The following is a 25432-nucleotide window of genomic DNA, read 5'->3' as shown; positions in this document are numbered from 1 at the left end:
TAAGGTAAGTAATGGTCACAGATAAAGACGGTTATATTCATCTAATTCAATATTTAACTGAACATTTAGGCCTATTTGAAAAGTCTGAAGCCAGCAGCATTAACAATCAAACGGTTTTAGAATTATTTGAAGATCAGTTATCAGCCCAAATCATCATGGTATGTGGTCAAAACCCCAAGCTTTCATTTGAACAAAGAAATGACATCATTCGAGAAATTGATGCCATTGTTTATGATCTTGAAGAAATTCTCGCCAGTGTCGCTAAGCATAATGCTACGGCGGAGCAGAGTATTTTTATCACTGAGTTCTCAGGGCTTATTAAGAACTTATTCGATAAAGAAATCGAGCAACTTCTCAGATAAACCTATTTTTAACGTCATTATTTTAATTATTTATATTCATTATTAGGAACCTGCATGTTTAAATCTCTTGTTGGTGCAATGCTATTCATTTGTATGTCTTTTTCATCAGTGGCGGCTGAAAAACAAGTGTTGGGGCAAACTGAAATGATGTCAGTGAGCCAAGGCGGCATTGTATTTGAGGCTCGTATGGATACTGGAGCGGTAAACTCTTCATTGCATGCACTTAATATAAAGGTGTTAGGCGGCAGTGCAAAGAAAATGAAGGATAATGTTGGTAAAACCGTTTCGTTTACCACAGAAAACGAAAAGGGTCAGCAGCAGCAAGTTAGTGCCAAAATTGTTGGTACTTCGACCGTCAGTAACTCCCAAGGCACTGAAACCCGCTACGCGGTTAAGTTACCTATAACATTCGGTGACAGCACCCGTACGGTAAAGGTTAATCTTCGTAATCGTGCCTCCATGGATTATAAATTACTCATAGGTCGCAATTGGTTAAAAGGTAAATATGTGGTTGATGTTTCAGAGCAAAAACTAATTGGCCCTACTGCAGACATTAGCATTGTAGAGTCAGGGTTAATATTTGATACCCGCATTGATACCGGTGCCGTTGAGAATTCATTACACGCTACTAACCTGCATATTATTGGTGAAGACAAAAGCAACATGGAGAACAATGTCGGTAAAGATGTCACTTTTACCACCATGAACGAGAAGGGTGAAAAAGCACAGGTCACAGCTCGAATTCATAGCACTTCCTTAATCCGTAATGCACAAGGCAGTGAAATCCGTTATATGGTGACCTTGACGCTAGGTGAACCTGGCCAAGAGTTCAAAGTTGATGTTAATTTACGTGATCGCAGTAAAATGACCTATAAATTGCTTATTGGACGTAATTGGCTGCAAGGCCACTATATTGTCGATGTGGACATGTAAGCCTGTTTACAGATTCAATACCGTTCAGTTGAGCGGTTTTTTTTTGTCGATATTATTTAAACGATTAGCGTTAAGTTGTTATTTTTACATCAGCATTTAGTGTAACGCTTGTATCTATCATAAACTTCAAACTTAACCCTTGCCCCCCCAAAAAAAAGGCCAGCATGTCTGAATTTATTGCACCGCCGTGTTCAGAACACATCACTATTTTGTATCAAGATGAGCATTTATTACTGATAAATAAGCCTAGCGGTTTACTGAGTTTATCGGGTAAGAACCCGCTTAATAAAGACTCTGTTCATTACCGTTTAGTGCAGGACTTTCCCACTGCGACATTAGTCCATCGACTCGATTTTGGTACCTCAGGGATCATGCTGGTGGCGTTAAATAAAACCATTAATGGCTTACTGACCAAACAATTTCAAAATAAAACTGTGAGTAAAACCTACAGTGCGATTTTGTTCGGCCATGTTTTTGGGCTGCAGCAACATGATAAAGAAATTGGCTATATTGATGCGCCAATTGCTAAAGATGTTGATAATTTTCCGTTTATGAAGATTTGCCATGAAAAGGGCAAACCATCACAGAGTCAATTTGAAGTGATAGAGCGGTTAGAGATAGAGTCAGTTCATTTACAAGAAGCGATACCAATAACTAAAGTGAAATTTGTGCCTATTACCGGTAGAACACATCAGTTACGGCTGCACAGTCACTATGTTAAGCATCCTATTTTGGGCTGTGATTTATATAAAAATGCCACTTCAGAGGCGCTTGCAGAAGAAGTCTTTGGCCCACGACTATTATTACATGCCCAAAGGCTGCGTTTTCAGCACCCAGTAACTCATGAAATGATTGATATGGTGTGTGAAGCACCGTTTTAGCATTCCAGTAAAATTCAGATATGAAAAAGCCAGCAGTTAAGCTGGCTTTGTTTACAAATTAAAACTGCTGAACAGGCTTTAAAGCACACCGCGTTTCATTTGATCACGCTCAATTGATTCAAATAGCGCTTTAAAGTTACCTTCACCAAAGCCTAGGTTGTTCTTACGCTGAATAATTTCAATGAAGATTGGCCCAAACAGGTTTTTAGTGAAAATTTGTAATAGGTAACCATCGTCATCACCATCAACTAAAATTTGGTGATGCTTGATGCGATCTCTATCTTCAGTGACTTGTGGTAGCTTGTCAAAAATAGTGTCGTAATACTCAGGAATAATATCCAGCGTTTTAATTGCGGTACCTTCCATTGCATCTAAAGAGCCAACAATATCACGGCTTCTAAAGGCTAAATGCTGAACCCCTGGGCCATTATATTCACCTAAATATTCATCAATTTGGTTCTTGTCATTGCCTTTACCTTCATTAATCGGAATACAGAAGCTGCCATCAGGTGAACGCAGGGCGTAAGATACAAGCGCAGTTTGTGAACCACTAATATCAAAATAACGCACTTCAGTGAAACCAAAAATATCTTTATAAAAGTTGGCCCATTTTTCCATGGTGCCTTTATAAACATTGTTGGTCAGGTGATCGACTTCCATAAAGCCTTTTTCTTCTACAATAATAGGTTCAGCTAAATCTTCAAAATCATTAGCATAAATATTATTGTCAGTGCCAAATACATCGATGAAGTAAATTAAGCTATCACCAATACCGTAAATAGCAGGGTAAGGCATATCTTTAGCCGTATCATCAGCCGGTTTTGCGCCGCGCGCTACAGCTTCAGTGTAAGCAAATTGTGCATCTTCAACACGCCAGCCCATAGAACAAATAGCGGGGCCATGAGACTTAGCAAATTCAGCTGAGAAGCCTTGCTTAGATTTGTTCAATAAGAAGTTGATATCGTTTTGTTGGTAGTAAACGATATCGCTATGTTTAGCTTGTTTAAGCATTGAAAAACCAAAGTCGACAAACACTTGATGCATAAAATCAGTATCAGGACTGGCAAATTCAGTAAATTCAATACCTAGTAGTCCAAGTGGGTTTGTTTCGCTAGCCATGGTGTTTTCCTTAATAATTATCTTTATTTTTCATCACTCTGTGGTGATGTGTAATAGGGATGCTGTTGGTGATTAATCTTCAATCCAAGAGCGGTTGTAATCATCACTCATGCAGTTTTTGACATGGGTGGTTAAATTAAGTGGCGCAAAGGTATCAACCATTACGGCATATTCGTAAGTTTCGGTTTTGCCGATAGAGGCTTCGGTGCGCCCAGGTTGTGGCCCATGTGGCACGCCTTTTTGATGCAAGGTCATGTAACCAGCTTCAATACCTGTGCGGCTCATAAAGTCACCGTCAACGTAATACAGCACTTCGTCGCTATCGATGTTGTTGTGGTAATAAGGCGCTGGAATTGATTCTGGGTGGAAGTCATAAGGACGCGGTACAAAGTTACATATCACAAAATTGTTAGCCGTAAACACGATATGGTCAGAAGGCGGTAAATGAATTTTTCCTACTTTAGGTGCATATTCGGTGATATTAAATGCCCAAGGATAGACGCAGCCATCCCAGCCCACTAAATCAAATGGATGCCACTCTAAGGTGGTGAGTTGATACTTATCGCCAAACTTGCTGACTAAAGGAAACTCACCTTTTTCAACGGTAGCATCAGTAAGTTCAGGGGTGCGAATATCACGTTCACAATATGGCGCTGACTCCAGCATTTGCCCATAGTCATTTCTAAAATGTTTGGGTACTTCAACCATTGAGTTTGATTCAATAACGAATAAGCGTACATTACTGTAATCATTAAACTTGAGCTGGTAAGTCGTGCCTCTCGGAATGATTAAGTAATCCCATTGCTTAATTTGAAGTTGACCATATTCACTTAACAGCGTTCCTTCACCTTGGTGGACAAAGACCACTTCATCAGCATAGGCATTACGGTAAAACTCAGCCGTATCTTCAGTGACTTTGGCTGTGTACATGGCCACATCACTGTTATAAAAAATCTTGTTACGGGCACTGAAAAAGTTGCCGCTGCAATCAGCTTGGCGCGAATCGAGTTTGTAGTTTTGGATTAACGAGTCTTGCCACTCGTCGCCGTGCTCAAGAGCATAGGGAGCCACCGCTAATGCCTTAGTCGGCATATTATGGTGATATTTATTGGAGTAAATATTGGCAAAGCCGTGAGTAGAAAACAGTTCTTCACGGTAAAGCTCGCCAGAGTCTTTTTTAAAAGCGATATGGCGTTTAGAAGGTATTTGTCCTTGTTGAACATAAACCGGCATCGTAACTCCTCAACTCTTATTCGTTTGGTTGTCGTTATTCAGCTTCATTAATCTGCTTTGTTAATGTTTTTCTAGCGCAGCGTTAATAAAATATTTGTGATCTAGTTAACAATTTAGTTGCTAGGATGGACAAAAAAAAGAATAATAAACCACTTAACTTAATCTAATTTTTAGATGGTTAATAAAAGTTTACATAAGTGTCACGACTGCAGAACACTTAAAGGCAGAATAGGGACATGGAGGCTTAAATGAAAATCGATGTAGAAGCATTTAATGTGCTACAAGTACTTGTTGAAGAAGGAAGTTTTGCTAAAGCCTCTGAGCGGCTACACAAAGCGCAATCAGCAGTAAGTTATCAAGTAAAAAAACTCGAGCAACACCTAGGGGTGACTTTATTTAATCGGTCTCAATATCGGGCTGAATTAACCCCAGAAGGCAAAGTGATTTTGGCTGAAGGCCAACGGTTACTGCAACATTTAGCCAATATTGAACATTTAGCCAGTCGTTTTAGCGAAGGTTGGGAGCCAAAGCTTGAATTGGTGATTGACGGCGCGCTGCCAATGGAGCCTATCATGACAGCGTTAAAGCGCATGTCTGAGCATAATATTCCTACCAAGATACAACTTAACATGGAATTTTTAGGCGGCGTTCAACATCGTTTTGAGCGAGATAAAGCCGATTTAATGCTGGTTAAGGATTACCTTGCAGGGCCTTATTTTTCTGCCCAACAACTGCCACCAGTGACCAGTTTATTGGTTTGCTCATCGCAGCATCCTCTTGCTGAGTTATCCGGTGTTACCCTGACTGATCTGCAGCAACATGTAGAATTAACCATTGAAGACTCATCGCCGCAAAAACTACACCGAGACGAGTTACAGTTTGGCGGCGACAAAGTGTTTTACTTATCAGGCTTTATTATGAAGAAAAATGCCTTACTAAAAGGGCTAGGTTTTGGCTGGATGCCGGAGTTTCTTATTAATGATGAGCTTACGGGCAAGAATTTAGCCATAGTAGATTTTGTTGGTGGCCATAGATTTAGATTTACCCCGCAGTTAGTATCTACCCTAGAAAGGCCACTTGGGCGGGCGGGTCGATTATTTACTGAGTTAATTTCAGAAGAATTTGCAACTTTTAATCAATCAACTAATGATCAAAAAATTAGTCATTCGGCCATTGGTTAGTTATGGATTGCATAAGTATTATCGTTTTACTGTTAAGGATTTAAATGAAGTATTGGTTAATGAAATCGGAACCTGATGAGTTCAGCATTGACGATTTAGCAGCATGTTTACCACAGTCAGAACCCTGGCAAGGGATACGTAATTATCAGGCGCGAAACTTTTTACGGGATGAGGTAAAAACAGGGGATTTAGTGCTGTTTTACCATTCCAGCTGTAAAGTTCCCGCTGTTGTGGGGATTGCTGAAGTGACGTCAGATGCTTATAACGATTTAAGTGCTTTTGATAGTCAAAGTGCTTATTTTGACCCTAAGTCAGATAAACAAAAACCGAGATGGGTTGCAGTAGATATTCGTTTTAATCAAAAGTTAACCCGCATTATTACCTTGGCGCAGTTAAAAGCAGATCCAAAACTTGCTGACATGGTATTAGTAAGTAAAGGCGCTAGGTTGAGTGTTCAACCAGTGACAGAAGAAGAGTTCAACTATATCGTTGCCTTATAAATGCTTTATAAATGCTTTATAAATGCCTTAAACATAAAAAAGGAGTGCTAATAAATTAGCGCTCCTTTTTTAACATTCAATAGTAACAGCAATTAAAATTGGTTTAGATTAATAGCTTTCTTTTGCCACTATGGTTTGTCCAATCGGCGTGAGGCTCAATAAAGCCAGCTTCACATGTTGTATAGCAAACGGAATACCAATGATAGTGATAAAACAAGCTAGAGCATGGGTGAGGTGACCGATGGCCAACCAAATACCGAAAAATAAAAACCAGATTACATTACCTATCATCCCTAATGGACCGGTACCAAAGTCTTCTGTGCCTGATAGGTGTTTACGATTTACATTTTCTTGGCCGAATGGCCAAAATGCCATTTCACCAATGACGAAACAGGCTCGGCCAAAGGGGATACCGATAATACTAATAAAACATAAGAGCCCAGCTAGCCACCAAGCTAAGCCCATTATAAAGCCGCCCATGATGAACCAAGCGATATTAAAAACTAATCTTAATACTGACATCTAAAATCCCTTACTTGTTGTAATAACTTACTATTTTTAATCGTGCTTTGTACAGTTTGTTAGTCGAACTATGCACTATTGAAGCGAAATCTGTGCCACATTATATATATTTTTTATCTTGCTGAATTTAAACTATAATTCTATAAGGTATACTGTCTCTTAAACTCTCAGCATAAATAGGTTAGTTAAAAACAACATTTTTTAGTTAAAATAATAACTCTACTCATTGATGTTGAGATAAACATGTTTGCCACCACACCAGTACAAACCATTCGATTTGCAGAGCAGGCAATATTTGTAAAACGCGATGATTTACTCCACCCGGATTTCAGTGGTAACAAAGCGCGAAAATTTCAATATTTTCTCGAGCAAGATTTCCCTCTAGTAAAAAAACTGGTTGGCTATGGCTCAGCGCAAGCAAATTCGCTGCACTCTTTAGCTGCCTTAACCAAAATGCGCGGCTGGCAACTTGATTATTATGTTGACCATATAGCTGGCTATCTTAAGCAAAACCCCCAAGGAAACTATAAAGCGGCCTTAGACAACGGCGCCAACATCATTGAAAAGCCAGCGGGTATTGAGCTGAACCTAGAGACTTATGTACAACAAGATATTCAAGCGCCGTATGAATCGAACAAACAGCTTGTCGTTAAGAGTACGGTGTTTGTTCCCGAAGGCGGGCGTTGTGAATATGCTCAGCTAGGGCTTGATCAACTAGGGCGAGAGATTATTGAATGGCTTAAACAAAATAATATGAAAAAGTTAGAGCTATTTCTTCCTTCAGGTACAGGTACCACGGCACTTTACTTACAACGTTTTTTTGTAACAGCCAGCAGCTCAGACCTCTCGCTGCCCAGTGTAACGGTATTAACCTGCAGCTGTGTTGGCGGTGATGAATATCTCACTAAGCAGTTTTATCAATTAACCGATAATACTGACTATCATCCAAGGATCATCTCTAATGGTAAAAAGTATCATTTTGGTAAGTTGAACCGTCAGTGTTATGACATGTGGCAACACGTCAATAAGCAAGGTATTGAATTTGAATTGTTGTATGACCCAGTTGGTTTCATCATGCTGGAGCATTATCTAAATACTGCAAACCTAAGCGGCGATGACTTAAACAAAGGTGCTGCTGTTCCTGTGATGTATTTACATCAAGGGGGCTTGCTGGGTAATCCAAGCATGTTAGCGCGCTACAAAAGGAAATATCAACAGCAAGGATGATAGCGGGTTTATATCTAGGCTAGATAAGCATTCATTAGAGACAATATTGAAAATTGATTTGAATTATGACGTTGGAGAGTTGCTTAGAGAAGGATTTGAAAAGTGCTCTTGGGTGAGGGTAACTTCATGTTGCTCAGTTCTAATAAACGTCCGGTAAGGTGTGAGAGGAAATACCGAGAAGCGATGTCTATTGAGTAACTGAGCAAATGAATAACGCAAGCGTTAAAAGTCTTACTTGTTAGCCGTAAGTAACCATTTCATAAATGTTAACGCTTCAGTGCGCTTAGAAAAAGTTGTTTTAGTTTTACCTTGGCTATCGGTAAAAGCTATTGAGTTTTTATTTGATGATATTGAATTAACAGGGAAATTAACTGTAATTTCATGACCATTTATGTTGTATGACATGTGCCACACTCCTTTTTAATTTTCACCTTTTTGGTGAGTAAGTAATAACAATATTTATCCTTAAGCAGTTGTGTTGCGTAAGTTTAGATTTATGTGCTTAAGTTCACTGTGCTTATTACACTTACAAGTAGGCTGGTTTGATCAATTTTATTTTTAATCGCCAATTTACTTGCTGTAGTTAGTTGAACATAGGCATATGACAAACAAATGACAGAGAACAACTTAGCAAATGACTTGTAGTGTGGGTTTACTGCATGTAGTGAGTGACTAACAGAAGGGTAAACAAATAATTACAAGAAAACTTAAATACACAGAGGATATTAGTCATATATTTTTTATATAGCAATACATTTTTTACAATTCAGGACAATTAATGGATAAAAGGTGAACTTAATCGCCCTTTATTTGAATATTTATCCAACAAAAGCAGCAACACACTGTACTTTGTGGCGACTTATCCTCAGTTAGGGTAAATAATCTAGCTAAGTCGACGATAAGCATAACTGTTATAAAAACCGCAAAAAAAGAGTGCTTTGTGTCATTAAAGCACTCTTTTATCTTTAAAATCAGAGTCAGTGTTAAACCGTTGATTAATAAATCAGTTCGCCTATTGGGTTGAGTAGCTTACTGATCCCTTTAGTAAAATATAAAGGCGCATCAACAACGGTATAACATAAACACCCCTCAACTGTTTTAGGGCTGTGCTCATGGTCACTATTAAGTAACATAAAGTCACCTGCGCTGTAGGTGTTGTATTCATCGCTGAATTCGCCTGCTAACAACAAGGTCAACTCTTGGCCTTTATGGGTGTGCTGTGGGATTTCGCCGTTTTTATCAATATGCAGTAAACTCGCTCTTGCTTGTTTCTCGCCGGTGTCGAGTCTTAACCGACTGACTTTACCTATACCTTGCCAATGGTTTTCTACTTGCTGGCGAAATGCAGCCGGTAAATTGTATTGCTGACCTTTGACCTTGACTGCGACCTTGGTTTGCTTTGGCGATACATCAACGGCATCATCCATTTGCATCATAGTGTTAAGCATGGCTTCAAGCTCTGCATCCATAGCTTCATTTATGCTTGAATCTAGTGATGCTGTGGGTTGCGCATTTAAGCTGTTTTCAGCAGCAACCAAAGTTAGTTGCTCAATTTTATCGGCGCAATGACGACACAGTTCACAATGGGCTGACACGGCCAATGATAGAGACAAAGGCAGTTCTCCTTTGGCATGGAGAGAAAGTAATTGCTCATCGGGGTGATAATTAATCATAATGTTTCTCCATGAAGCCTTTTAACTTCTCTAATCCTAATCTGAGTCTTGATTTAACCGTGCCAATGGGCACTTTCAATTTATCTGCCAGTTCTTGCTGAGTGAGCTCTTGCATGTAAATGCCTTGCACCACCTGTTTTTGCAGCGGCGGTAGTGACTCAACGTGTTTAAGCAAGGAGGCAGACAATTTGAAGTCATTTTCAGTTTCATCGCTGCCATCAGAATCGAATAGAGACCAAATATCGTCACCAAACGCATCTTCACGGTTATGTTGCACTTTACGCAACATGTCAAAGCACTGATTACGCATGACTGTGAACACCCAAGTGCTTACTGCAGCTTTATCAACATTATAAAGATGGGCTTTAGTCCATACTCGGGTCATGGTTTCTTGAACTAAGTCCATGGCTAAGCCTTGTTGGCTCAAACGTTGGATCCCAAAAGAACGTATTTTGGGCGAAAAATGAGCAAACAGCTTAGCAAAAGCAGCTTTATCTCTATGATTTGCAACACGTAGCATTAAGCCTGCAAGCATCTGGGCTTCGACATCATTTTTATCGGTTGATTTCATGGCAGTATCTATTGCTTTTGTATTTTTAGATAACATACCTTTATCATAACGACTTTGAACCGTTTGTGATTGAAAATTTTGCATTTATTTTCACTCGCATCGTCAGTGTTAAGAGAGCTTTAGTCACATATATTGCATTAATCTGTTTTATATAGCAGGTTAAAAGCTGACTAAATCCGAAAGTTACTTGTTGATACGCAAAAGGATGAAAGATGGTTCAAAAAAGGCTTAAAAATGTGCAACTTTTTTATCATTTATTACTAAGAGTTAAAAATTTGAGTGGTTTGCTTTGAGTTAAAGTCGCTAACCACCTGATTTTGAATGCGTTAAGATTACTTAATAATGCTGGTGATCAAGGCTTGGGTCATTTCGTGATTATGACTATTAATGCACTGGTACTTTTCCTCTGGGCTAATGGGCATTATCTCTAACCAGCGCTGACAGACCCATGACAAATTATTAAAGTCGTCATCTTTATAGTGAGATAATTGTTGTGGGTACTGCTGTAAAATCTCTTGTAAGGTTTTCTTTAAAAAATGTTGTTTGGGCTTTATATCTGTTTGCGGCCAATCGGGGATTAAACTGACATCACCTCTTTTTAAACCATCAGCTTCAGTATCGAACTGATTGATTTTAAACCGCTGTTTACCTTCGATACTAATACCTAATAGTCCATCGTCTAGCGTTTCAAAATCGATAATATGAACCCAAGTTCCTAAAGGCATGAGTTGGTTGTCACTGGTTAGCATGCATAAGCCAAAACCTTCACCTGATTTAAGTGATTCAGTCACTAAACGTTTATATCTTGGTTCAAAAATGCGCAATTGCGTGAAGCCTTGAGGTAACAAGCAAATGGATAATGGGAACAGAGGCAATTTCATAACAGCACCTTTATTACTAACTTAATGATGAATGTAGTATTCATGTTTTCAATAGTTTATACGGTGATATTGAGGGTAATGATCACTATTGTTTTACCCAAATTAATTGCTGAGTATCAATGCCTAATGCGGTCATTTTTTCTGTGAATCTGAGTTTATGCTCGGCAGAGATGTTAGGTGTGCGCGATAAAATCCACGCATAATCATTGTTTGGACCTATCACTAACGAACTTATATAGTTTCCGTTTTTATCTTCCATCAAATCATGGATTTGATAGGCACCATAAAACGGCCCAAAAAAAGAGACTTTTAAACGGCCAATATTGTCCGTTTCAATGAAGTAGGCTTTACCCTCTGCTTCACTCCAACGTGCTTTTTCGTCTGAATAACCTCGATTGATGACCACAACTTTATCGCCATCAACAGAATAGTTGGCTGTGACTTTTGAAAGGCCTCTTTCAAATGAATGGTCAAGTCTGGCGATTTCATACCAGCTACCGAGGTAATTGTTGAGTTTAAAGTTTTCAACCACAGTCACTTTTTTATCGAGCATAGTGCAAGCGCTTGTTCCGCTAACTAGCAAGGCACACAAGGCGATGCTTTTTATGTTGTTATAAACCTTGGTCGATGTCATTTGTTGTGATCCCTATAGTTTTATCTTGAGTTGAATTTGCACTAATTACTCATGTTACGTACGATGCTGCCGATAAGATCTATATTAAAATTTATTAGGTTAATATCTGTTCTAAATGATGTTTTACAGCCAACCTTATTTAGTCAATGTCGCTGTTGTATCCGCTAAAAATTTTTTAATGGCTAGTAGAACCAAGGTCGAGTTAACGAGAAATAATAATGAAAAAAATGCTGGATTCAGTCGATCAACGTACTAAATTAGTCGGTGAGAACCGTTTAGAGTTACTGTTGTTCAAAATTAGTGCCACCCAATTATTTGCTATTAACGTGTTCAAAGTCAAAGAGGTCGTTAAGCTTCCGCCTTTAAGCGCATTACCTGGCAGTAACCCAAACATTAGTGGTGTTGCCAACATTCGTGGTATGTCTATTCCAGTGATTAATTTGCGCGGTGCTATTGGCTTTAGCCCTATGCCAGTCTCAGATGACTGTAATTTGATTATTACTGAGTATAACCGCAGTGTGCAGGGCTTTTTAGTTGGCAAGGTAGAGCATATTGTCAATATGACCTGGGGCGATATTATGCCGCCGCCAAAGTCTGCTGGGGCTAATAACTATTTAACGGCTATCACTAAACTGCAAGATAATGATGTACAAAGATTGGTCTCTATTATTGATGTCGAAAAGGTGCTAGCTGAGATCATTGATTACGACATTACCTTATCAGAAGGCGTACTTGATCAACAATTAGTGGCGCACATGCCGGGCCGAAAAGTATTAATTGTTGATGACTCCGCCACGGCTAGAAAACAAGTACGCGACACCCTCAGTCAACTGGGGATTAAAATCATAGAGGCCTCTGATGGTTTGCAAGCATTGAATATGCTTAAAGGTTGGGCAGCAGAAGGTAAAAGCGTTGCCGATGAGTTATTGATGATGATTACCGATGCAGAAATGCCTGAAATGGACGGCTATAAACTCACAGCTGAAGTGCGCGCCGATGAGCGCATGGCGTCACTGTATATCACCCTTAATACCTCGTTAAGTGGCAGCTTTAATAATGCTATGGTTGAAAAAGTGGGCTGTGACAAGTTTATTTCTAAATTCCAGCCAGACTTATTGGTTGATGCGGTGCAGCAGCGCTTAAAGATGATCCTTGACTAAGTGTATCTTCAGAGCGATGCGGTTGTTAGCGCTCGCTCTGTTGTGGCTTACTGTTTTAGTCGCTCAAATTTAAGTAAACTCTTCTTGAACCTGTTCGATAAGCAGCTTTTGATGCTCTTTGGTAATGCCAATGTTCATTCGACATAACCTTACCGCATAAGAAAACTTGTCTTTGCCGACAATATTGAGTATTTCACATAACAGCGATTTGTTGAGCGCTAAGGTGTCACAATAGTGATTAATTGCCTTATTTAGGCTATTAAACTGTAAACCATCAAACTCAAATACCGCGCTATAACCTTGTTCAATATCAATGCCATTGAGCACCAAGGGCCAACCTTTTGCATTAATGCGGCCTTTGGCAATGTTGTACATCATCCATGCACTTTCTTTAAAGCCAGATAATATTCGACAATCAAAACCTGACTCAGCCAACTCTTCTTCGGTCCAATTAATGCCAATGGCGAGATCTTTATGATAAATCTGCATTAAGTCATCTTTTACTGCGTCTCTGCAATCCCAAATAGAAGTCAGTAAATTCTTTTTAGCTAACCTTGCACACTCACTGCATGCTGGCAGTGTTAATGAAGGGTGCGGGGTTGATGCTTTAGCATAATAACTGAACACATCGTTACTAGGCTCGGCGCAAAACCAGCATTGATGGCGAAGATCGAAAGGGATATCAATTAGGGGAGGTAAATGATTCAAAACAGGCCTTTAAGTTATAACTGGCAAGTAAATTTTTCTTATAAAAAAGCTGCTTTAGTTCGTAACGAACTGCAGCAGCTTAATTTAGCCAAGAATGTAATTATTCGGCTTCAATATCAACTAGCTCTTTAGCTAATTCAATTGGATCTACTTCTAAACATTCTTCGTTTGCAACCCAATCAAGACCGATTAATACACCGTCTTCATTTAAATCGCCAACCCAAAATTCTAAAAAGTCATTCACACTGATCTCAACAGCGACATAGTCTGCCCACTCTTCAGTACAATGGCTTGCCGCCGCAGCTTGTGTTGACCATAAAGGCATCACATCAGTTTGTTCAAATTCAGAAGAGTCACAGACAACCCAACCTTCACCAGTCTCATCCGCTAAGCCCCAAAGGACTTGATGCTTTTTCACATTTTCAATAAAGCTTACAACTGCAGGGGTTAGTTCAATCATGATTAGTCTCTTAGAAATTTCAATTAACTGATGCATTATACGTTAACGCTAAACAATACAAAACACTATTAATCTTCTATCGCAAAATGAAATAAACAAATACAAATTATCACAGTTTTAGCGGGTTTTGATCTTGTTTCCTTTTGCTTGATAAGTCAGGATGTGGCTATTCATTGATTAGTCGAAGTATTCTTTTTATGGTGAGTTTCAAATTTCCGGCGTTACTAAAATCGGCTGTAGTGGTTTCTAGCTGCTTTGTTAGTCTTCAAGCAATTGCAGCGTCCGATGATTTTTCCCAGTGTGTGGATAAGCTTAAAGTTACAGCCCGCAGTGAAGGCTTATCCGAGCAAACGATAAATACCAGTGTCGCTAATCTAAAGTACATTCCTAGAGTGATTGAGCTTGATAATCAGCAGCCAGAGTTTAGCACCACCTTTGGTAATTACTTCAATAAGCGTGTGACTGATTGGCGTGTTAAAGAGGGGCGGCGTTTATTAGCCGAGCATCGAGAATTATTAAATAAGCTTACCCTTGAGTATGGGGTACCAGGCCAATATATCATTGCTTTTTGGGGGCTGGAAACCAACTTTGGTGGCTATAAGGGCAAAATGTCAGTGTTAAATTCGTTAGCGACATTAGCCTGCGATCCTCGTCGTAGTAGCTATTTTACCAATGAATTGATGCAAGCTTTAAAGCTTAAAGAAAAGTATCAATTTGATGATGCGACTATGGTGGGCTCTTGGGCTGGCGCGATGGGGCATACTCAATTTATGCCAACCAATTACGCTAAATATGCCGTTGATGGTGATGGTGACGGTAAAGTCGATTTGTGGAATAGCACTGCCGATGCCCTAACGTCTGCGGCAAACTTTTTGCAGCAACTGGGCTGGAAAGCGAATGAACGCTGGGGCAGAGAAGTATTATTGCCTGAAAATTATGATTACCAATACCTTGGCCGCAAGCACCCTAAACCGTTAACCGATTGGGCTGCATTAAACCTCAAGCAAGCCAATGGCACACCGTTGACGACTCCAGAGATGGAAGCCTCATTGTATGTCCCGTCTGGTCATACCGGGCCAGCATTCTTAGGTTACGATAACTTTGATGTCATTATGCGCTGGAATCGCTCTGAATTTTACGCCATTGCCGTGGGCCATTTAGCCGATAGGGTGAATGGTGCAGCGCCGCTGAGAGTAAGCGCGCCGGATCATGGTCTATTTAATCGCAGCGACATTAAGCTTATGCAAGCAAAATTAAATGAACTGGGTTTTGATGTTGGTAAGCCAGATGGTGTACTCGGGCGAAACTCGATTGCAGGAGTGCAGGCATTTCAGCGCAGTAAAAACTTGATTGCTGATGGCTTTCCCGATCAAAAAACCTTCGCCGCGTTAGGTATTAAGATCAGTTTATAATCCGTAGCTTCAATTAAAAAATAATGATTGCATCGCTGAGAGTTTATTCTCTGCCAGTTCGCAGGCTTAGTGCTTAAACTCAGTTCATAAGCTTAAAGAATAAGCTAAAAGCATAAGCTAAAAGCATAGCAATCGATTATCTCGGCTTTTACTGGCAGCTTAATCGGGTATTTGTTAAGCTGCGGAAACTATTGATATCGAAGTAAACTAAGGACATTCGATGAGCGCTCAAGACAATATGGTAGTTCGATTCAACTACACCCTTCGTGACGAACAAGGTGAAGTGATTGAAAGTAACGAAGGTGGTTCTCCAATCGCCTATTTACATGGCCATGACAACATGATGCCAGGTGTAGAAAATGCCATTGCTGGCAAAGATGCGGGTGAAAAGTTCACCGTTACATTACCAGCTGCTGAGACCTATGGTGAGCGTATGGAAGGTGCTGAGCAACGTGTTTCAGTAAAACACCTACAAGGCGCTAAAGTATGGAAAGTGGGCATGTCTGCTATTGTCAATACTGAAGAAGGCCAACGCCAAGTGACTATCGTTAAAATGGGTAAATTCATGGCAACGATTGACACTAATCACCCATTGGCTGGTCGTGAGTTAACCTTTGATATCGAAGTGGTTGATTTTCGTGAAGCAACAGATGAAGAAATTGCCCACGGTCATTCACACGGTGAGGGTGGTCATCAGCACTAATTTATTGCTGCATTACCCCAAATGTAATCCCAAGTGTAGTTAATATACTTGGGATTTTTGTTTGAAATAAAAGAAGCATCCGAATGATAATTGAATTTTCCCAAGGTAAATTAGTGGTCACGCCATTTGAAATCCAGTGTCGATTAAATACCAATAACATCGTCTTGACCGCAATGGTCGATGACATGAAATGTCTTAGTGACAGTTTAATGTTAATCGCAGATGCTGGCGCTGTGCGCTGGAGTTTAAAATTGGATAATGCCCAGCAATTTTATGAAGCCATCGAAATAATGGGCATTGCAGCCGAATAATCTGATTCGGCTGCGACAAGCTTCACTACAGGAACACCTAGGCTAGTGAATCTCGGTTATGGGGACTGCTATAGTCAATCTCTGGGCCAACTGGCACGATTTGGGTTGGATTAATTTGTTGGTGGCTAAAGTAGTAATGCTGCTTGATGTGCTCAAAGTTTACCGTGTCAGCAATGCCAGGCTGTTGGTATAAGTCCCTGAGGTAACCAGAAAGGCAAGGGTAGGACTCAATGGTTCTAATATTGGTTTTAAAGTGGCCTACATAAACACAATCAAAGCGAATTAAAGTGGTAAATAAACGCCAATCTGCTTCAGTTATCACATCTCCCATTAAGTAGCGTTTTGTTGCTAAGCGTTGTTCTAATTGCGCTAAGCTGGCAAACAGTGGCGTTATTGCTGCTTCATATGCTTGTTGAGTAGTAGCAAAACCACTGCGATATACACCATTATTAATGTTGTCGTAAATCATGGCATTCAGTTCATCAATATCTTGACGTAGTGCTGCTGGATAATAGTCGTCATGGTTAGCCGTAAGATGATTAAACGCCCGATTAAACATACGAATAATGTCAGATGATTCATTACTGACTATGGTATTAGTGTGTTTATCCCATAATACGGGCACAGTGACACGACCGTTATAATCAGCTTTGGCCATTTGGTAAATTTGATACAGGTAATCTTTATTAAACAAAGGATCGGTATTAGCGCCTTCAATGGCATTAGCAGCTGCAGACTGATTAGATCCTGCAAACTCCCAGCCGTTACTGAGCATGTGCGGCTCAACCACAGTGACATCAATCATTTGGGTTAACTGTTTAAGTTGTAGAAAAATTAAGGTTCTATGAGCCCAAGGACAAGCCAATGAAACGTATAAATGGTAACGTCCAGCTTCAGCTTTAAAGCCTGCATCACCACTTACTTCAGCACTGCCGTCTGGTGTGATCCAATGCCTAAATTGTGCATCTTCTCGGTGAAAATTGCCGCCATTTTCCTTCGTTGGGTACCATTGATCGACCCAGTGTCCATTTTGTAATAACCCCATCATTGCCACCTGATAATTTCAACTTCTATGACTGAGTTTAAGTGATAAATTTTAGCAAAAAAAGCGGATTAAATGGGCTATAACGTTCGATTAATTCGAAGCTGCTTGAGCCTAAATGTATTTACTGTTACTGAAAATATTGAATTGGAATAGCGAGTATTGGTTGCTTTAATCGCGGTGCTTTTAACAAAAAACTCACATCAATAGAGAAATATGGCTATATGGGTTCAAATATCAACCAGATACAATTTGTGTTGTTACAGCTTGAAATGTCTGACTTGTTTTGTTTTTTTTGTGTGAGTGTTTTGTTTTTGATTTTAATGTTTATCAAGATGCATCTTGTTGTTGTGGTTGGGTAAATTGTGGTTTTTTGTAATCAAACTGACATGAGATTTATGCAATGTTTGCTAGCATTCAGCAATGGGCTGGATAGCTCGTACATTATAAAAATTAAATTGATTAAGGGTTAGATCATGAAAAACATCTTGTGCAAATGCTTAGTGGCCTCTGCTGTACTCGCGGCTTTATCAGGTTGTAGTAATGACGATGATAAAAACCTAACAGCTTGTGAAGCTGCTGGTGATGCATGTACTAGCTTTACTGTTATTCATACCAATGATAATCATGGCCGTTTTTGGGAAAACAGCAATGGCGAATATGGTATGGCTGCGCGTAAAACTGTGATTGATCAAATTCGACATGAAGTAGAGCGTGCTGGCGGTGAAACCATTCTTTTATCTGGTGGTGATATTAACACTGGTGTACCTGAGTCAGACATGCAGCAAGCCATTCCTGACTTCATGGGGATGAACCTATTAGGTTATGACGCTATGGCAGTGGGTAACCATGAGTTTGACAATCCTCTAAGCACACTTGATATGCAGTCAACATTGGCTAATTTTCCAATGCTTGCAGCTAACATCTATGACAAAAATGCAGACGCGCGCTATTTTGAACCTTACCGAGTGTTTGATATTAATGGCGTAAAAATTGCGATTATCGGTTTTACCACTGTTGATACCCCCAAAATTGTTAATCCAGAAAATGTCGACAGACTGACATTTACCGATCCTCAAGACGAGCTGCCTATTGTTCTTGCTGAAATCGAAGCCAATGAAGACGTTGATATGGTGTTTGCTGTAACCCATATGGGTCATTATGCTGACGGTAATCATGGTACAGAAGCCGCTGGTGATGTGATGCTAGCTCGCTCTGTTGAGCAAGGTCAACTGCACGCGATTATAGGTGGTCATTCACAAAACCCTGTGTGTATGGAAGGGGATGAGTACGCAGATTTTGCTCCAGGTGATGACTGTAAACCTGATCAGCAAAATGGGACTTATATCATGCAAGCCCATGAATGGGGCAAGTACGTTGGACGTGCTGATTTTGAATACATGGATGGAGAGCTAACGCTGGCAGAATACTCACTCATCCCAATTAACTTAAAGCAAGAAGATGAAAGTGGCGAGTTAGTTTTCATTACTGAAGAAATTGAAAAAGACCAAACAGTATATGACACCTTATTGCCATATCAACAGCGCGGTCAAGAATTGTTAGATGTGGTGATTTCCTATACTGATGGTAAGTTTGAAGGCGATCGTGAAGTGGTACGTGTTGAGCAAACAAACCTAGGTAACCTGCTCACTACAGCTTATTCAGAATTTGTTAGCAATAACTTCAATGTCACTGCAGACTTTGGCGTAATGAATTCAGGTGGTGTCCGCGCTTCTATCGCTGAAGGTGATATTTCATATCGTGATGTGCTAACAGTGCAGCCATTTGGTAATTTTGTGTCTTATGTCACTATGACAGGTGCGGAAGTTGAAGACTATTTAGCTGCTGTGGCAGTTAAAACCGGTGGTGGTTTCCCACAATTTAACCATGTAGCTATGGATGTGAATTGTGATGCTGAAACCGTCGATATTGCTTCTCTTGGTGGCCGTAGTTTCGATTTAGAAGATGATTATACCTTCTCGTTAATCCATTTCAGTGCTGCTGGTGGTGACGATTATCCAGTTATTAATCAACATAAAAACTACATTGATACCCAATTAACCGATGCTGCTGTTTTCCGTGAGTACTTTGTGGCAAACCCTGTATTATCAGCTGCCGATTATGCACCTGTAGAAGGCCAATTAAACTTCTACCGTAATGGCGCGTTAGTGAAAAGTTGTGCTCAATAATTTCTTTTGATTAACTAATGAGTAAGTTAAAAACGGTGTAAATTGAAAAAGGTAGCTACGGCTACCTTTTTTGTTTCAAGCTTAACGGTGCTTATGGATTGGTATAAGATAGCCGCAATTCATCATAAAGGATTTAATTATGTCGTCGGTGACAACCCTACTAGAACGTATAACAGTTGAACCAGCTACACCTGCGAAGTCATGTGTCATTTGGTTACATGGCTTAGGAGACTCAGGAGCCGGGTTTGCGCCCGTCGTGCCTGTTTTAGGTTTACCAAGTGATCATAGTATTCGATTTGTTTTTCCCCATGCACCAGAACAAGCGGTGACCATAAATGGCGGCTATATCATGCGATCTTGGTATGATATTAAAAGCATGGATTTACATGATCGAGCCGATATCAATGGGGTGTTAACCTCTGAAATCGCAGTAAAAGCGCTGATCAATGAACAAATTGAATCGGGTATTAGCGCTCAAAACATTGTGCTGGCAGGTTTTAGCCAAGGTGGCGTCATGAGTTTATTTACTGGGTTGAGGTTTGAGCAAAAACTTGCAGGCATTATGGCATTGTCATGTTATTTACCCGCAGGAGAGGCTTTACCTGAGGGCTTAAGCGAAGCTAACAGTGATACGCCGATATTACAAAACCATGGTGAGCAAGATGAAGTGGTGCCATTATTTGCTGGAAAAATGGCCCATGATGCCTTAATTAAAGCAGGCTATTCGAGCAAGTGGCTTACTTACCCTATGGCACATAGTGTTATACCTGCGCAGTTGTCCCACATTGGTCAATGGCTAACCGATAAACTCGGGAAAGCATAACTGGCACTTTAGTGTGGCTGTTTCAAATTAAGTACAATGTCACTATTAACTTGTGATAGTTAAATGCTATAAAAAACAAGAGGCTTAGCGCTCTTATGGCGCTGAGCCTTTTTTATATTCGAACAGCTCAATCATTTGGCTAAACCCCTTTTTATTATATTGGACAATCTGCGTGTATTAATAAAAACTAAATCATTGTTATTTAAAGTGATAACTTAAAAATAAATCACAATATTTAGTAAACTTTTGTTAAAATACAGCTCGTTTTATGTAGTGAAACTAGTTGCAAACAAATTGCAGGCAACTTGTATTAAATTGAAGGTTTACGGATAACATAATGATAAGAAAAATTCCGAGTCTACTGGTCGTCATCGGTGTATTAACCAGTTTAACTGCGTGTGATCGAAAACCTGACTGCGAAGATAATAATTGCACTAAATTTACTGTGGTGCATACCAATGATAATCATGGTCGTTTTTGGCATAACAAAGCGGGTGAGTATGGCATGGCAGCGCGGTTTACTGTCATTGATGGTATTCGTAAAGAGGTCGCCGCAAATGGTGGGCATACCTTAGTGTTATCAGGTGGCGACATCAATACGGGTGTACCAGAATCCGACTTACAAAACGCCATCCCCGATTTTATTGGCATGAATATGATTGGTTATGATGCCATGGCGGTGGGCAATCATGAATTTGATAACCCATTGTCAGTATTGGCAGAGCAAGCAGAGTTAGCGACATTTCCAATGTTGGCTGCCAATATCTATGATAAAGAATCTAATCAACGTTATTTTGAACCTTATAAAGTGTTCAAAGTGGGTGATATTGACATTGCTGTAGTGGGGTTGACCACTAACGACACACCAAAGCTAACTAATCCATTGCATACAGAATCGTTGATTTTTACCGATCCTATCGCGGAAATGAAGCAGTTGTTACCGCAAATAAAAGCCAATGAAACTGTAGACTTAGTGTTTGCAGCTACCCATATGGGCCATTATCAGGATGCAGATTTTGGCAGTAATGCCCCTGGTGATGTCACGATGGCTAGAGCGTTAGAGGAAGGGCAGTTAGACGCCATTATCGGCGGGCACTCGCAAAATCCAGTGTGTATGGCTGGTCGCAACAGTGAATATGATAAAACCTTCACCGCGGGTGACTCTTGTCGTCCAGACAAACAAAATGGCACTTGGATTATGCAAGCCCATGAGTGGGGACGCTTTGTTGGCCGCGCTGATTTTGAATACATTAACGGTAAATTGTATTTAGTGGACTACCGATTAATTCCAATTAACTTAAAGCGAATGGCTTTTGGTAAAAAGCTTGCTTGGCCAGTAGGTGAGCATGTTGAGCGTAACCCTGAGGTTGAAGCGGCGTTATTACCTTATCAGCAAAAAGGCAGCGCAGAGCTTGATGTGATCATAGGTAAAGTAGATGGGCTATTACAAGGCGATCGCAAGGTGGTGCGTGCCCAGCAAACCAATTTAGGTAGGTTAATTGCGAAAGTACACAGTAATAAAGTGCGCGCTGACTTTGGTATCATGAACTCTGGTGGCGTCAGAGCCTCTATTCCGGCAGGAAATATTGCTTATCGTGATGTGCTCACGGTGCAACCATTTTCAAATACTATTGGTTTAGCAGAAATGTCAGGTGACAAATTAATTAGCTATTTATCAAAAGTGGCTACCAATACCCGAACTAGCGGTGCTTATGCGCAATTTTACGGTATTGATATGACTGTAAAATGTCGTGATCAAGACGTTGAAATTCATAGTATTAATGGTCAGCCTTTTGATATATCGGCAACCTATCAGTTCTCTATTCCAAGTTTTAGCGCAGCAGGTGGTGACAATTACCCTAAGATTAATATTCTTGAAGCGGGTTATGTAGATGCCATTGAGCTTTATGAATACGTTAAGAAAGAGAAAAATATTCAAATTGAGGATTATAATCCGAAAAATGAAGTGAAATTTACCCAATCTAAAAGTTCATTAGGCTGCAGTATTTATTAGTATCCATGAGTTAATGTTAGCTTCTGTTAGCATTTAAACCTAAAGGCAACCACTTGGTTGTCTTTTTATTTGAAAATTTTTATCTTTTTAAGATATTGATTATTAATGGTTATATTTAAATTAATTGGCTGAAGGAAAAATTATTTTTGCTAATTTACTTGAAAAATAAAATATCGTTCTCATATCTAGTTGTAAGTTAGGCACGCTCAATAGAGGTACTAACTAGCATTACGCCGCAAGGGTAATGACAAACAGCCAATAATGGCATTTTATTTTTCACATATTGCTTTAGACAAGGATATGACAATGCGTAAATTTAATTTAACTCCAGATTTAACTCCTCTTTATCGTAGTGCGATTGGTTTTGATCGTTTAGCTAAAATGGCTGAACACGCCGCAGTACAAAATGGTAACACCGGTTACCCTCCATACAACATCGAATTACTTGGCGAAAATCGCTACCGTATCACTATGGCGGTTGCTGGATTTAGTATGCAAGAACTTGATATCACTAGCGAAGGTGACAAGTTACTTATCAAAGGCAGTAAAGTGGCTGCAGTAAACGATGAACGTAAATACTTACATCAAGGTATCGCAGAGCGTGGATTTGAGCGCACTTTCCAGTTAGCAGACCATGTCAAGGTTGTTGGTGCTGAATTAGAAAATGGTTTATTAAATGTTGATTTAGTAAGAGAAATCCCTGAAGCGTTAAAAGCACGTAAAATTCAAATCAATTCTGCGCGCAGCGCTACCAGTAATACGATTGAAAGTTAATGCGTTACCGCCCTTTAGGTAAATAATAAAGGGCACTAGTTTCATCTCTTCCCTGATTTTTGCCCAACTAGATTCATTTTCCTAGTTGGGCTTTTTGCCTTATGACTGTTTATAAAGCCCCTCACAACAAATTGACGCCACATTATTGATCCCACATTAAAGTCACTCTCAACAAAAGCACTTCGCGATAACGTCGCTTTCAATAAAAGCACTGCTCGTAAAAGTCACAAGCCCCTATTTAAGCGCTCTATCTAAAATGACCGCACCAGCATCATTGTTACCCAGTTCATCATTAGGATTGTATATGGGGCAGTTTTTCATTGATAAACATCCACAACCAATACAGCCATCTAGAGAGTCACGTAAATTAGTCAAATAATTGATTTTTCTAGTTAACTGATTTTGCCACTTGGTCGATAGCAACGCCCAGTCTTCAGGGGTTGGGGTGCGTTCATTGGGAAGGTGGCTAAATGCCTGCTTGATATCCTGCAAGCTTATTCCCATGGTTTGGGCGGCTTTTATCACGGATATCCGCCTGATCACATCTCGGCGATAGCGGCGCTGATTGCCTTGATTGCGCAAACTGGTGATCAAGCCTTTTGATTCATAAAAATGCAGGCTTGAGACTTTTATGCCGCAACGCTTGGCCACTTGCCCGACTGTTAAATCCATTTCATCAAGCATCAAAATATTCCTATTACAGTAAAAATAATACTTTACCTCAACCAAGGTTGAGGTTTTATAGTGGCACTATATTACAACAAGTTGATTTAAAAATCGTTGCTATGCAGGAGGCAAAATGACGTATTTAATTTTTAAAACTGAACAAGTGAATACATTCAGTCATCGAACAACAACTCCGGTTACCACAGTAATCAAACCCTCTAAGGAAGTGGTCACTGAGCAAGCTTATGATGCTTCAGATGACCCAAGCCGCTCCCCAAGTGGCGCTAAGAATCATGATTTGTCAGCAGAAAACGCAATCACAGCGGTTATTGAACTAAGCCGAACCCTATTCAATCAAGTGATGATTAATAAGTAATGTCAGCTTTTTAAAACAAGGAATATGATTATGCGATTAGAGCATTTAAATTTAGTAGTACAAAATTTAGACGCTAGCTTAGCGTTTTATCGGGCAGCTTTTCCCCATTGGCAAGTTCGCGGCGGTGGTGAAGGTGAGTGGCATGGGGTGCAGCGTAAATGGCTGCACTTTGGTGATGAATATAATTACTTATCGCTTAACGATGGCGGTAAAGGAAAAATGCGTCCCAATGAAGGTTATGATTTAGGCTTAGCCCATTTTGCTTATGTGGTGTCAGATGTTAAAAGTTTAATGGCAAGAATGGAGCAAGCTGGTTTTGAAATAGCGATTAAAGGCCGTGAAGATACTTACTCTGACAGTGTTTATTATCTTGACCCTGATGGCATTGAGGTAGAGTTTGTCCAGTATTTAACGGATATTCCCAGTGAACGAAATCGTTATGTTTAAGTTTCATTGGCGCTTATAAATAGTATAAGCAACAGTAAAAACGAACAGTATTAGTTGGAGATTTATCTTAAGTCGGAGTCAGTATGCATCTTAATCAAGTTACCTTAACGGTTAATAATATGACTAAAGCCTGTGAGTTTTATTTAACTCTCGGTTTTACTCAAATAGTTAATACTGCCCATTACGCTCGTTTTATGTGTCCTGATGGTGAGGCCAGTTTTTCATTAACCTTAGATGAGCTGCAATTGAATATGAGTGATAACCGAACCGTTATCTATTTTGAACATGAGCAACTAGATGAATGGGTTAATCAGCTGATTAAAAAAGGCATCGAATTTGAAACTTTGCCCACAGATCAAGACTATTTATGGCGTGAAGCAAGGCTGTTTGATCCTGCAGGTAATAAGATAAAGCTGTATTGGGCAGGAGAGAATCGATTAAATCCACCGTGGCGAGTGACTATTCGTGATAAATAACCATTCACAATTAACCATTAACCATTAACCATTAACCATTAACCATTAACCATTAACTACAGATACTCATACTGAGGTAATCAGCATTAAAAAAGCGCCGCTATTAAATTAGCGGCGCTTTAAACAATATTGACCCAGTGTGGCTTTTAACCTA

Annotated in this window: 29 protein-coding genes; 17 read left to right on the top strand and 12 right to left on the bottom strand. The window is 39.8% G+C overall.

The features are described 5' to 3' along the window. The first annotated feature begins 11 nt into the window (after positions 1-11). The 3 genes from AB4140_RS10645 (at position 12) to AB4140_RS10635 (ending at position 2176) form a co-directional block, all read left to right on the top strand. Positions 12-362 (top strand): DUF3802 family protein, encoded by a 351-nt coding sequence (locus tag AB4140_RS10645; RefSeq protein WP_102438251.1) that lies wholly within the window; start codon positions 12-14, stop codon positions 360-362. Between the two features lie 54 nt (positions 363-416). After that, the gene (locus AB4140_RS10640) at positions 417-1295 is read left to right on the top strand and encodes a RimK/LysX family protein (RefSeq protein WP_102438249.1); all 879 of its coding nucleotides are present in this window, start codon (positions 417-419) and stop codon (positions 1293-1295) included. A gap of 164 nt (positions 1296-1459) precedes the next feature. Further along, positions 1460-2176: an RluA family pseudouridine synthase gene (locus tag AB4140_RS10635; RefSeq protein ID WP_102438247.1), complete on the top strand. Its 717-nt coding sequence runs from the start codon at positions 1460-1462 to the stop codon at positions 2174-2176. A gap of 78 nt (positions 2177-2254) precedes the next feature. Here the strand turns inward: AB4140_RS10635 and hppD are convergent, their stop codons facing one another. Then, positions 2255-3295 (bottom strand): 4-hydroxyphenylpyruvate dioxygenase, encoded by a 1041-nt coding sequence (hppD, locus tag AB4140_RS10630; protein ID WP_102438245.1) that lies wholly within the window; start codon positions 3293-3295, stop codon positions 2255-2257. A 72-nt stretch (positions 3296-3367) separates the two neighbouring features. Beyond that, positions 3368-4528: a homogentisate 1,2-dioxygenase gene (locus tag AB4140_RS10625; protein WP_372000883.1), complete on the bottom strand. Its 1161-nt coding sequence runs from the start codon at positions 4526-4528 to the stop codon at positions 3368-3370. 248 nt (positions 4529-4776) lie between these two features. On the opposite strand from AB4140_RS10625, the gene AB4140_RS10620 reads away from it, so the two are divergent. Together AB4140_RS10620 and AB4140_RS10615 are read left to right on the top strand one after the other, a co-directional pair. After that, positions 4777-5709 (top strand): LysR family transcriptional regulator, encoded by a 933-nt coding sequence (locus AB4140_RS10620; RefSeq protein WP_102476231.1) that lies wholly within the window; start codon positions 4777-4779, stop codon positions 5707-5709. A 44-nt stretch (positions 5710-5753) separates the two neighbouring features. After that, on the top strand, positions 5754-6209 hold the full coding sequence (locus AB4140_RS10615) for an EVE domain-containing protein (RefSeq protein WP_102438239.1): 456 nt from the start codon (positions 5754-5756) through the stop codon (positions 6207-6209). 108 nt (positions 6210-6317) lie between these two features. Here the strand turns inward: AB4140_RS10615 and AB4140_RS10610 are convergent, their stop codons facing one another. Next, complete coding sequence (locus AB4140_RS10610) at positions 6318-6731, bottom strand: YccF domain-containing protein (RefSeq protein WP_076537536.1); 414 nt, start codon at positions 6729-6731, stop codon at positions 6318-6320. A gap of 243 nt (positions 6732-6974) precedes the next feature. On the opposite strand from AB4140_RS10610, the gene AB4140_RS10605 reads away from it, so the two are divergent. Continuing rightward, entirely contained in the window at positions 6975-7958 is a 984-nt protein-coding gene (locus AB4140_RS10605) for a 1-aminocyclopropane-1-carboxylate deaminase/D-cysteine desulfhydrase (RefSeq protein ID WP_372000880.1), read from the top strand. Positions 7959-8189: 231 nt separating this feature from the next. On the opposite strand, the gene AB4140_RS10600 is transcribed toward AB4140_RS10605, so the two are convergent. The 5 genes from AB4140_RS10600 to AB4140_RS10580 all read right to left on the bottom strand — a co-directional run bounded on the left by AB4140_RS10600 (position 8190) and on the right by AB4140_RS10580 (position 11717). Further along, on the bottom strand, positions 8190-8363 hold the full coding sequence (locus AB4140_RS10600) for a hypothetical protein (protein WP_102438235.1): 174 nt from the start codon (positions 8361-8363) through the stop codon (positions 8190-8192). A gap of 590 nt (positions 8364-8953) precedes the next feature. Next, a complete protein-coding gene (locus AB4140_RS10595) occupies positions 8954-9631 on the bottom strand; it encodes a ChrR family anti-sigma-E factor (RefSeq protein ID WP_102476233.1) in 678 nt (225 codons plus the stop codon). After that, the gene (locus tag AB4140_RS10590) at positions 9624-10286 is read right to left on the bottom strand and encodes a sigma-70 family RNA polymerase sigma factor (protein WP_372000878.1); all 663 of its coding nucleotides are present in this window, start codon (positions 10284-10286) and stop codon (positions 9624-9626) included. Before AB4140_RS10590 ends, AB4140_RS10595 begins: the two co-directional genes overlap by 8 nt. Positions 10287-10534: 248 nt before the next feature. After that, on the bottom strand, positions 10535-11083 hold the full coding sequence (locus AB4140_RS10585) for an LON peptidase substrate-binding domain-containing protein (protein WP_102438229.1): 549 nt from the start codon (positions 11081-11083) through the stop codon (positions 10535-10537). Between the two features lie 85 nt (positions 11084-11168). Continuing rightward, a complete protein-coding gene (locus AB4140_RS10580; protein WP_198589928.1) occupies positions 11169-11717 on the bottom strand; it encodes a lipocalin family protein in 549 nt (182 codons plus the stop codon). A 218-nt stretch (positions 11718-11935) separates the two neighbouring features. On the opposite strand from AB4140_RS10580, the gene AB4140_RS10575 reads away from it, so the two are divergent. Then, on the top strand, positions 11936-12877 hold the full coding sequence (locus AB4140_RS10575) for a chemotaxis protein CheV (RefSeq protein WP_102438227.1): 942 nt from the start codon (positions 11936-11938) through the stop codon (positions 12875-12877). A 69-nt stretch (positions 12878-12946) separates the two neighbouring features. Here the strand turns inward: AB4140_RS10575 and AB4140_RS10570 are convergent, their stop codons facing one another. Further along, positions 12947-13585, bottom strand: a complete 639-nt coding sequence (locus AB4140_RS10570) for a hypothetical protein (RefSeq protein WP_102476236.1) — start codon at positions 13583-13585, stop codon at positions 12947-12949. 100 nt (positions 13586-13685) lie between these two features. Next, positions 13686-14045 carry a DUF2750 domain-containing protein gene (locus AB4140_RS10565; RefSeq protein ID WP_076537554.1) on the bottom strand — a complete coding sequence of 120 codons (360 nt, stop codon included), beginning with the start codon at positions 14043-14045 and terminating at the stop codon, positions 13686-13688. A 197-nt stretch (positions 14046-14242) separates the two neighbouring features. On the opposite strand from AB4140_RS10565, the gene AB4140_RS10560 reads away from it, so the two are divergent. The 3 genes from AB4140_RS10560 to AB4140_RS10550 all read left to right on the top strand — a co-directional run bounded on the left by AB4140_RS10560 (position 14243) and on the right by AB4140_RS10550 (position 16471). Then, the gene (locus AB4140_RS10560) at positions 14243-15457 is read left to right on the top strand and encodes a lytic murein transglycosylase (protein ID WP_102438224.1); all 1215 of its coding nucleotides are present in this window, start codon (positions 14243-14245) and stop codon (positions 15455-15457) included. A gap of 220 nt (positions 15458-15677) precedes the next feature. After that, the gene (locus AB4140_RS10555; RefSeq protein WP_102438222.1) at positions 15678-16160 is read left to right on the top strand and encodes a peptidylprolyl isomerase; all 483 of its coding nucleotides are present in this window, start codon (positions 15678-15680) and stop codon (positions 16158-16160) included. A gap of 83 nt (positions 16161-16243) precedes the next feature. Beyond that, entirely contained in the window at positions 16244-16471 is a 228-nt protein-coding gene (locus tag AB4140_RS10550) for a DUF3389 family protein (RefSeq protein ID WP_102438220.1), read from the top strand. Between the two features lie 37 nt (positions 16472-16508). On the opposite strand, the gene AB4140_RS10545 is transcribed toward AB4140_RS10550, so the two are convergent. Beyond that, positions 16509-17516, bottom strand: coding sequence for a glutathione S-transferase family protein (locus AB4140_RS10545; RefSeq protein ID WP_102476238.1), 1008 nt, complete (start codon positions 17514-17516; stop codon positions 16509-16511). 473 nt (positions 17517-17989) lie between these two features. Between AB4140_RS10545 and ushA (AB4140_RS10540) the strand changes: the two genes are divergently transcribed. The 4 genes from ushA (AB4140_RS10540) to AB4140_RS10525 all read left to right on the top strand — a co-directional run bounded on the left by ushA (AB4140_RS10540) (position 17990) and on the right by AB4140_RS10525 (position 23313). Next, entirely contained in the window at positions 17990-19702 is a 1713-nt protein-coding gene (gene ushA / locus AB4140_RS10540; protein WP_102530759.1) for a bifunctional UDP-sugar hydrolase/5'-nucleotidase UshA, read from the top strand. A gap of 148 nt (positions 19703-19850) precedes the next feature. After that, positions 19851-20525, top strand: a complete 675-nt coding sequence (locus tag AB4140_RS10535) for an alpha/beta hydrolase (protein ID WP_102519695.1) — start codon at positions 19851-19853, stop codon at positions 20523-20525. A gap of 337 nt (positions 20526-20862) precedes the next feature. Continuing rightward, on the top strand, positions 20863-22539 hold the full coding sequence (gene ushA, locus AB4140_RS10530) for a bifunctional UDP-sugar hydrolase/5'-nucleotidase UshA (protein WP_102519677.1): 1677 nt from the start codon (positions 20863-20865) through the stop codon (positions 22537-22539). Between the two features lie 306 nt (positions 22540-22845). Then, the gene (locus tag AB4140_RS10525) at positions 22846-23313 is read left to right on the top strand and encodes an Hsp20 family protein (RefSeq protein ID WP_102438204.1); all 468 of its coding nucleotides are present in this window, start codon (positions 22846-22848) and stop codon (positions 23311-23313) included. A gap of 234 nt (positions 23314-23547) precedes the next feature. Here the strand turns inward: AB4140_RS10525 and soxR are convergent, their stop codons facing one another. Next, a complete protein-coding gene (gene soxR / locus AB4140_RS10520; RefSeq protein WP_102438202.1) occupies positions 23548-23997 on the bottom strand; it encodes a redox-sensitive transcriptional activator SoxR in 450 nt (149 codons plus the stop codon). A gap of 115 nt (positions 23998-24112) precedes the next feature. Between soxR and AB4140_RS10515 the strand changes: the two genes are divergently transcribed. The 3 genes from AB4140_RS10515 (at position 24113) to AB4140_RS10505 (ending at position 25278) form a co-directional block, all read left to right on the top strand. Next, on the top strand, positions 24113-24355 hold the full coding sequence (locus AB4140_RS10515) for a hypothetical protein (RefSeq protein WP_102476241.1): 243 nt from the start codon (positions 24113-24115) through the stop codon (positions 24353-24355). A 27-nt stretch (positions 24356-24382) separates the two neighbouring features. After that, the gene (locus tag AB4140_RS10510; protein WP_372000918.1) at positions 24383-24802 is read left to right on the top strand and encodes a VOC family protein; all 420 of its coding nucleotides are present in this window, start codon (positions 24383-24385) and stop codon (positions 24800-24802) included. Between the two features lie 83 nt (positions 24803-24885). Next, entirely contained in the window at positions 24886-25278 is a 393-nt protein-coding gene (locus tag AB4140_RS10505) for a VOC family protein (RefSeq protein ID WP_102476242.1), read from the top strand. The last annotated feature ends 154 nt before the right edge of the window (positions 25279-25432 follow it).

Origin of the sequence: Shewanella sp. 10N.286.51.B2 (assembly GCF_041469265.1) — a bacterium.
Taxonomy (GTDB): domain Bacteria; phylum Pseudomonadota; class Gammaproteobacteria; order Enterobacterales; family Shewanellaceae; genus Shewanella.
Note: the sequence above shows the minus strand (reverse complement) of the source record. Positions and strands in the feature narration are given on the sequence as shown.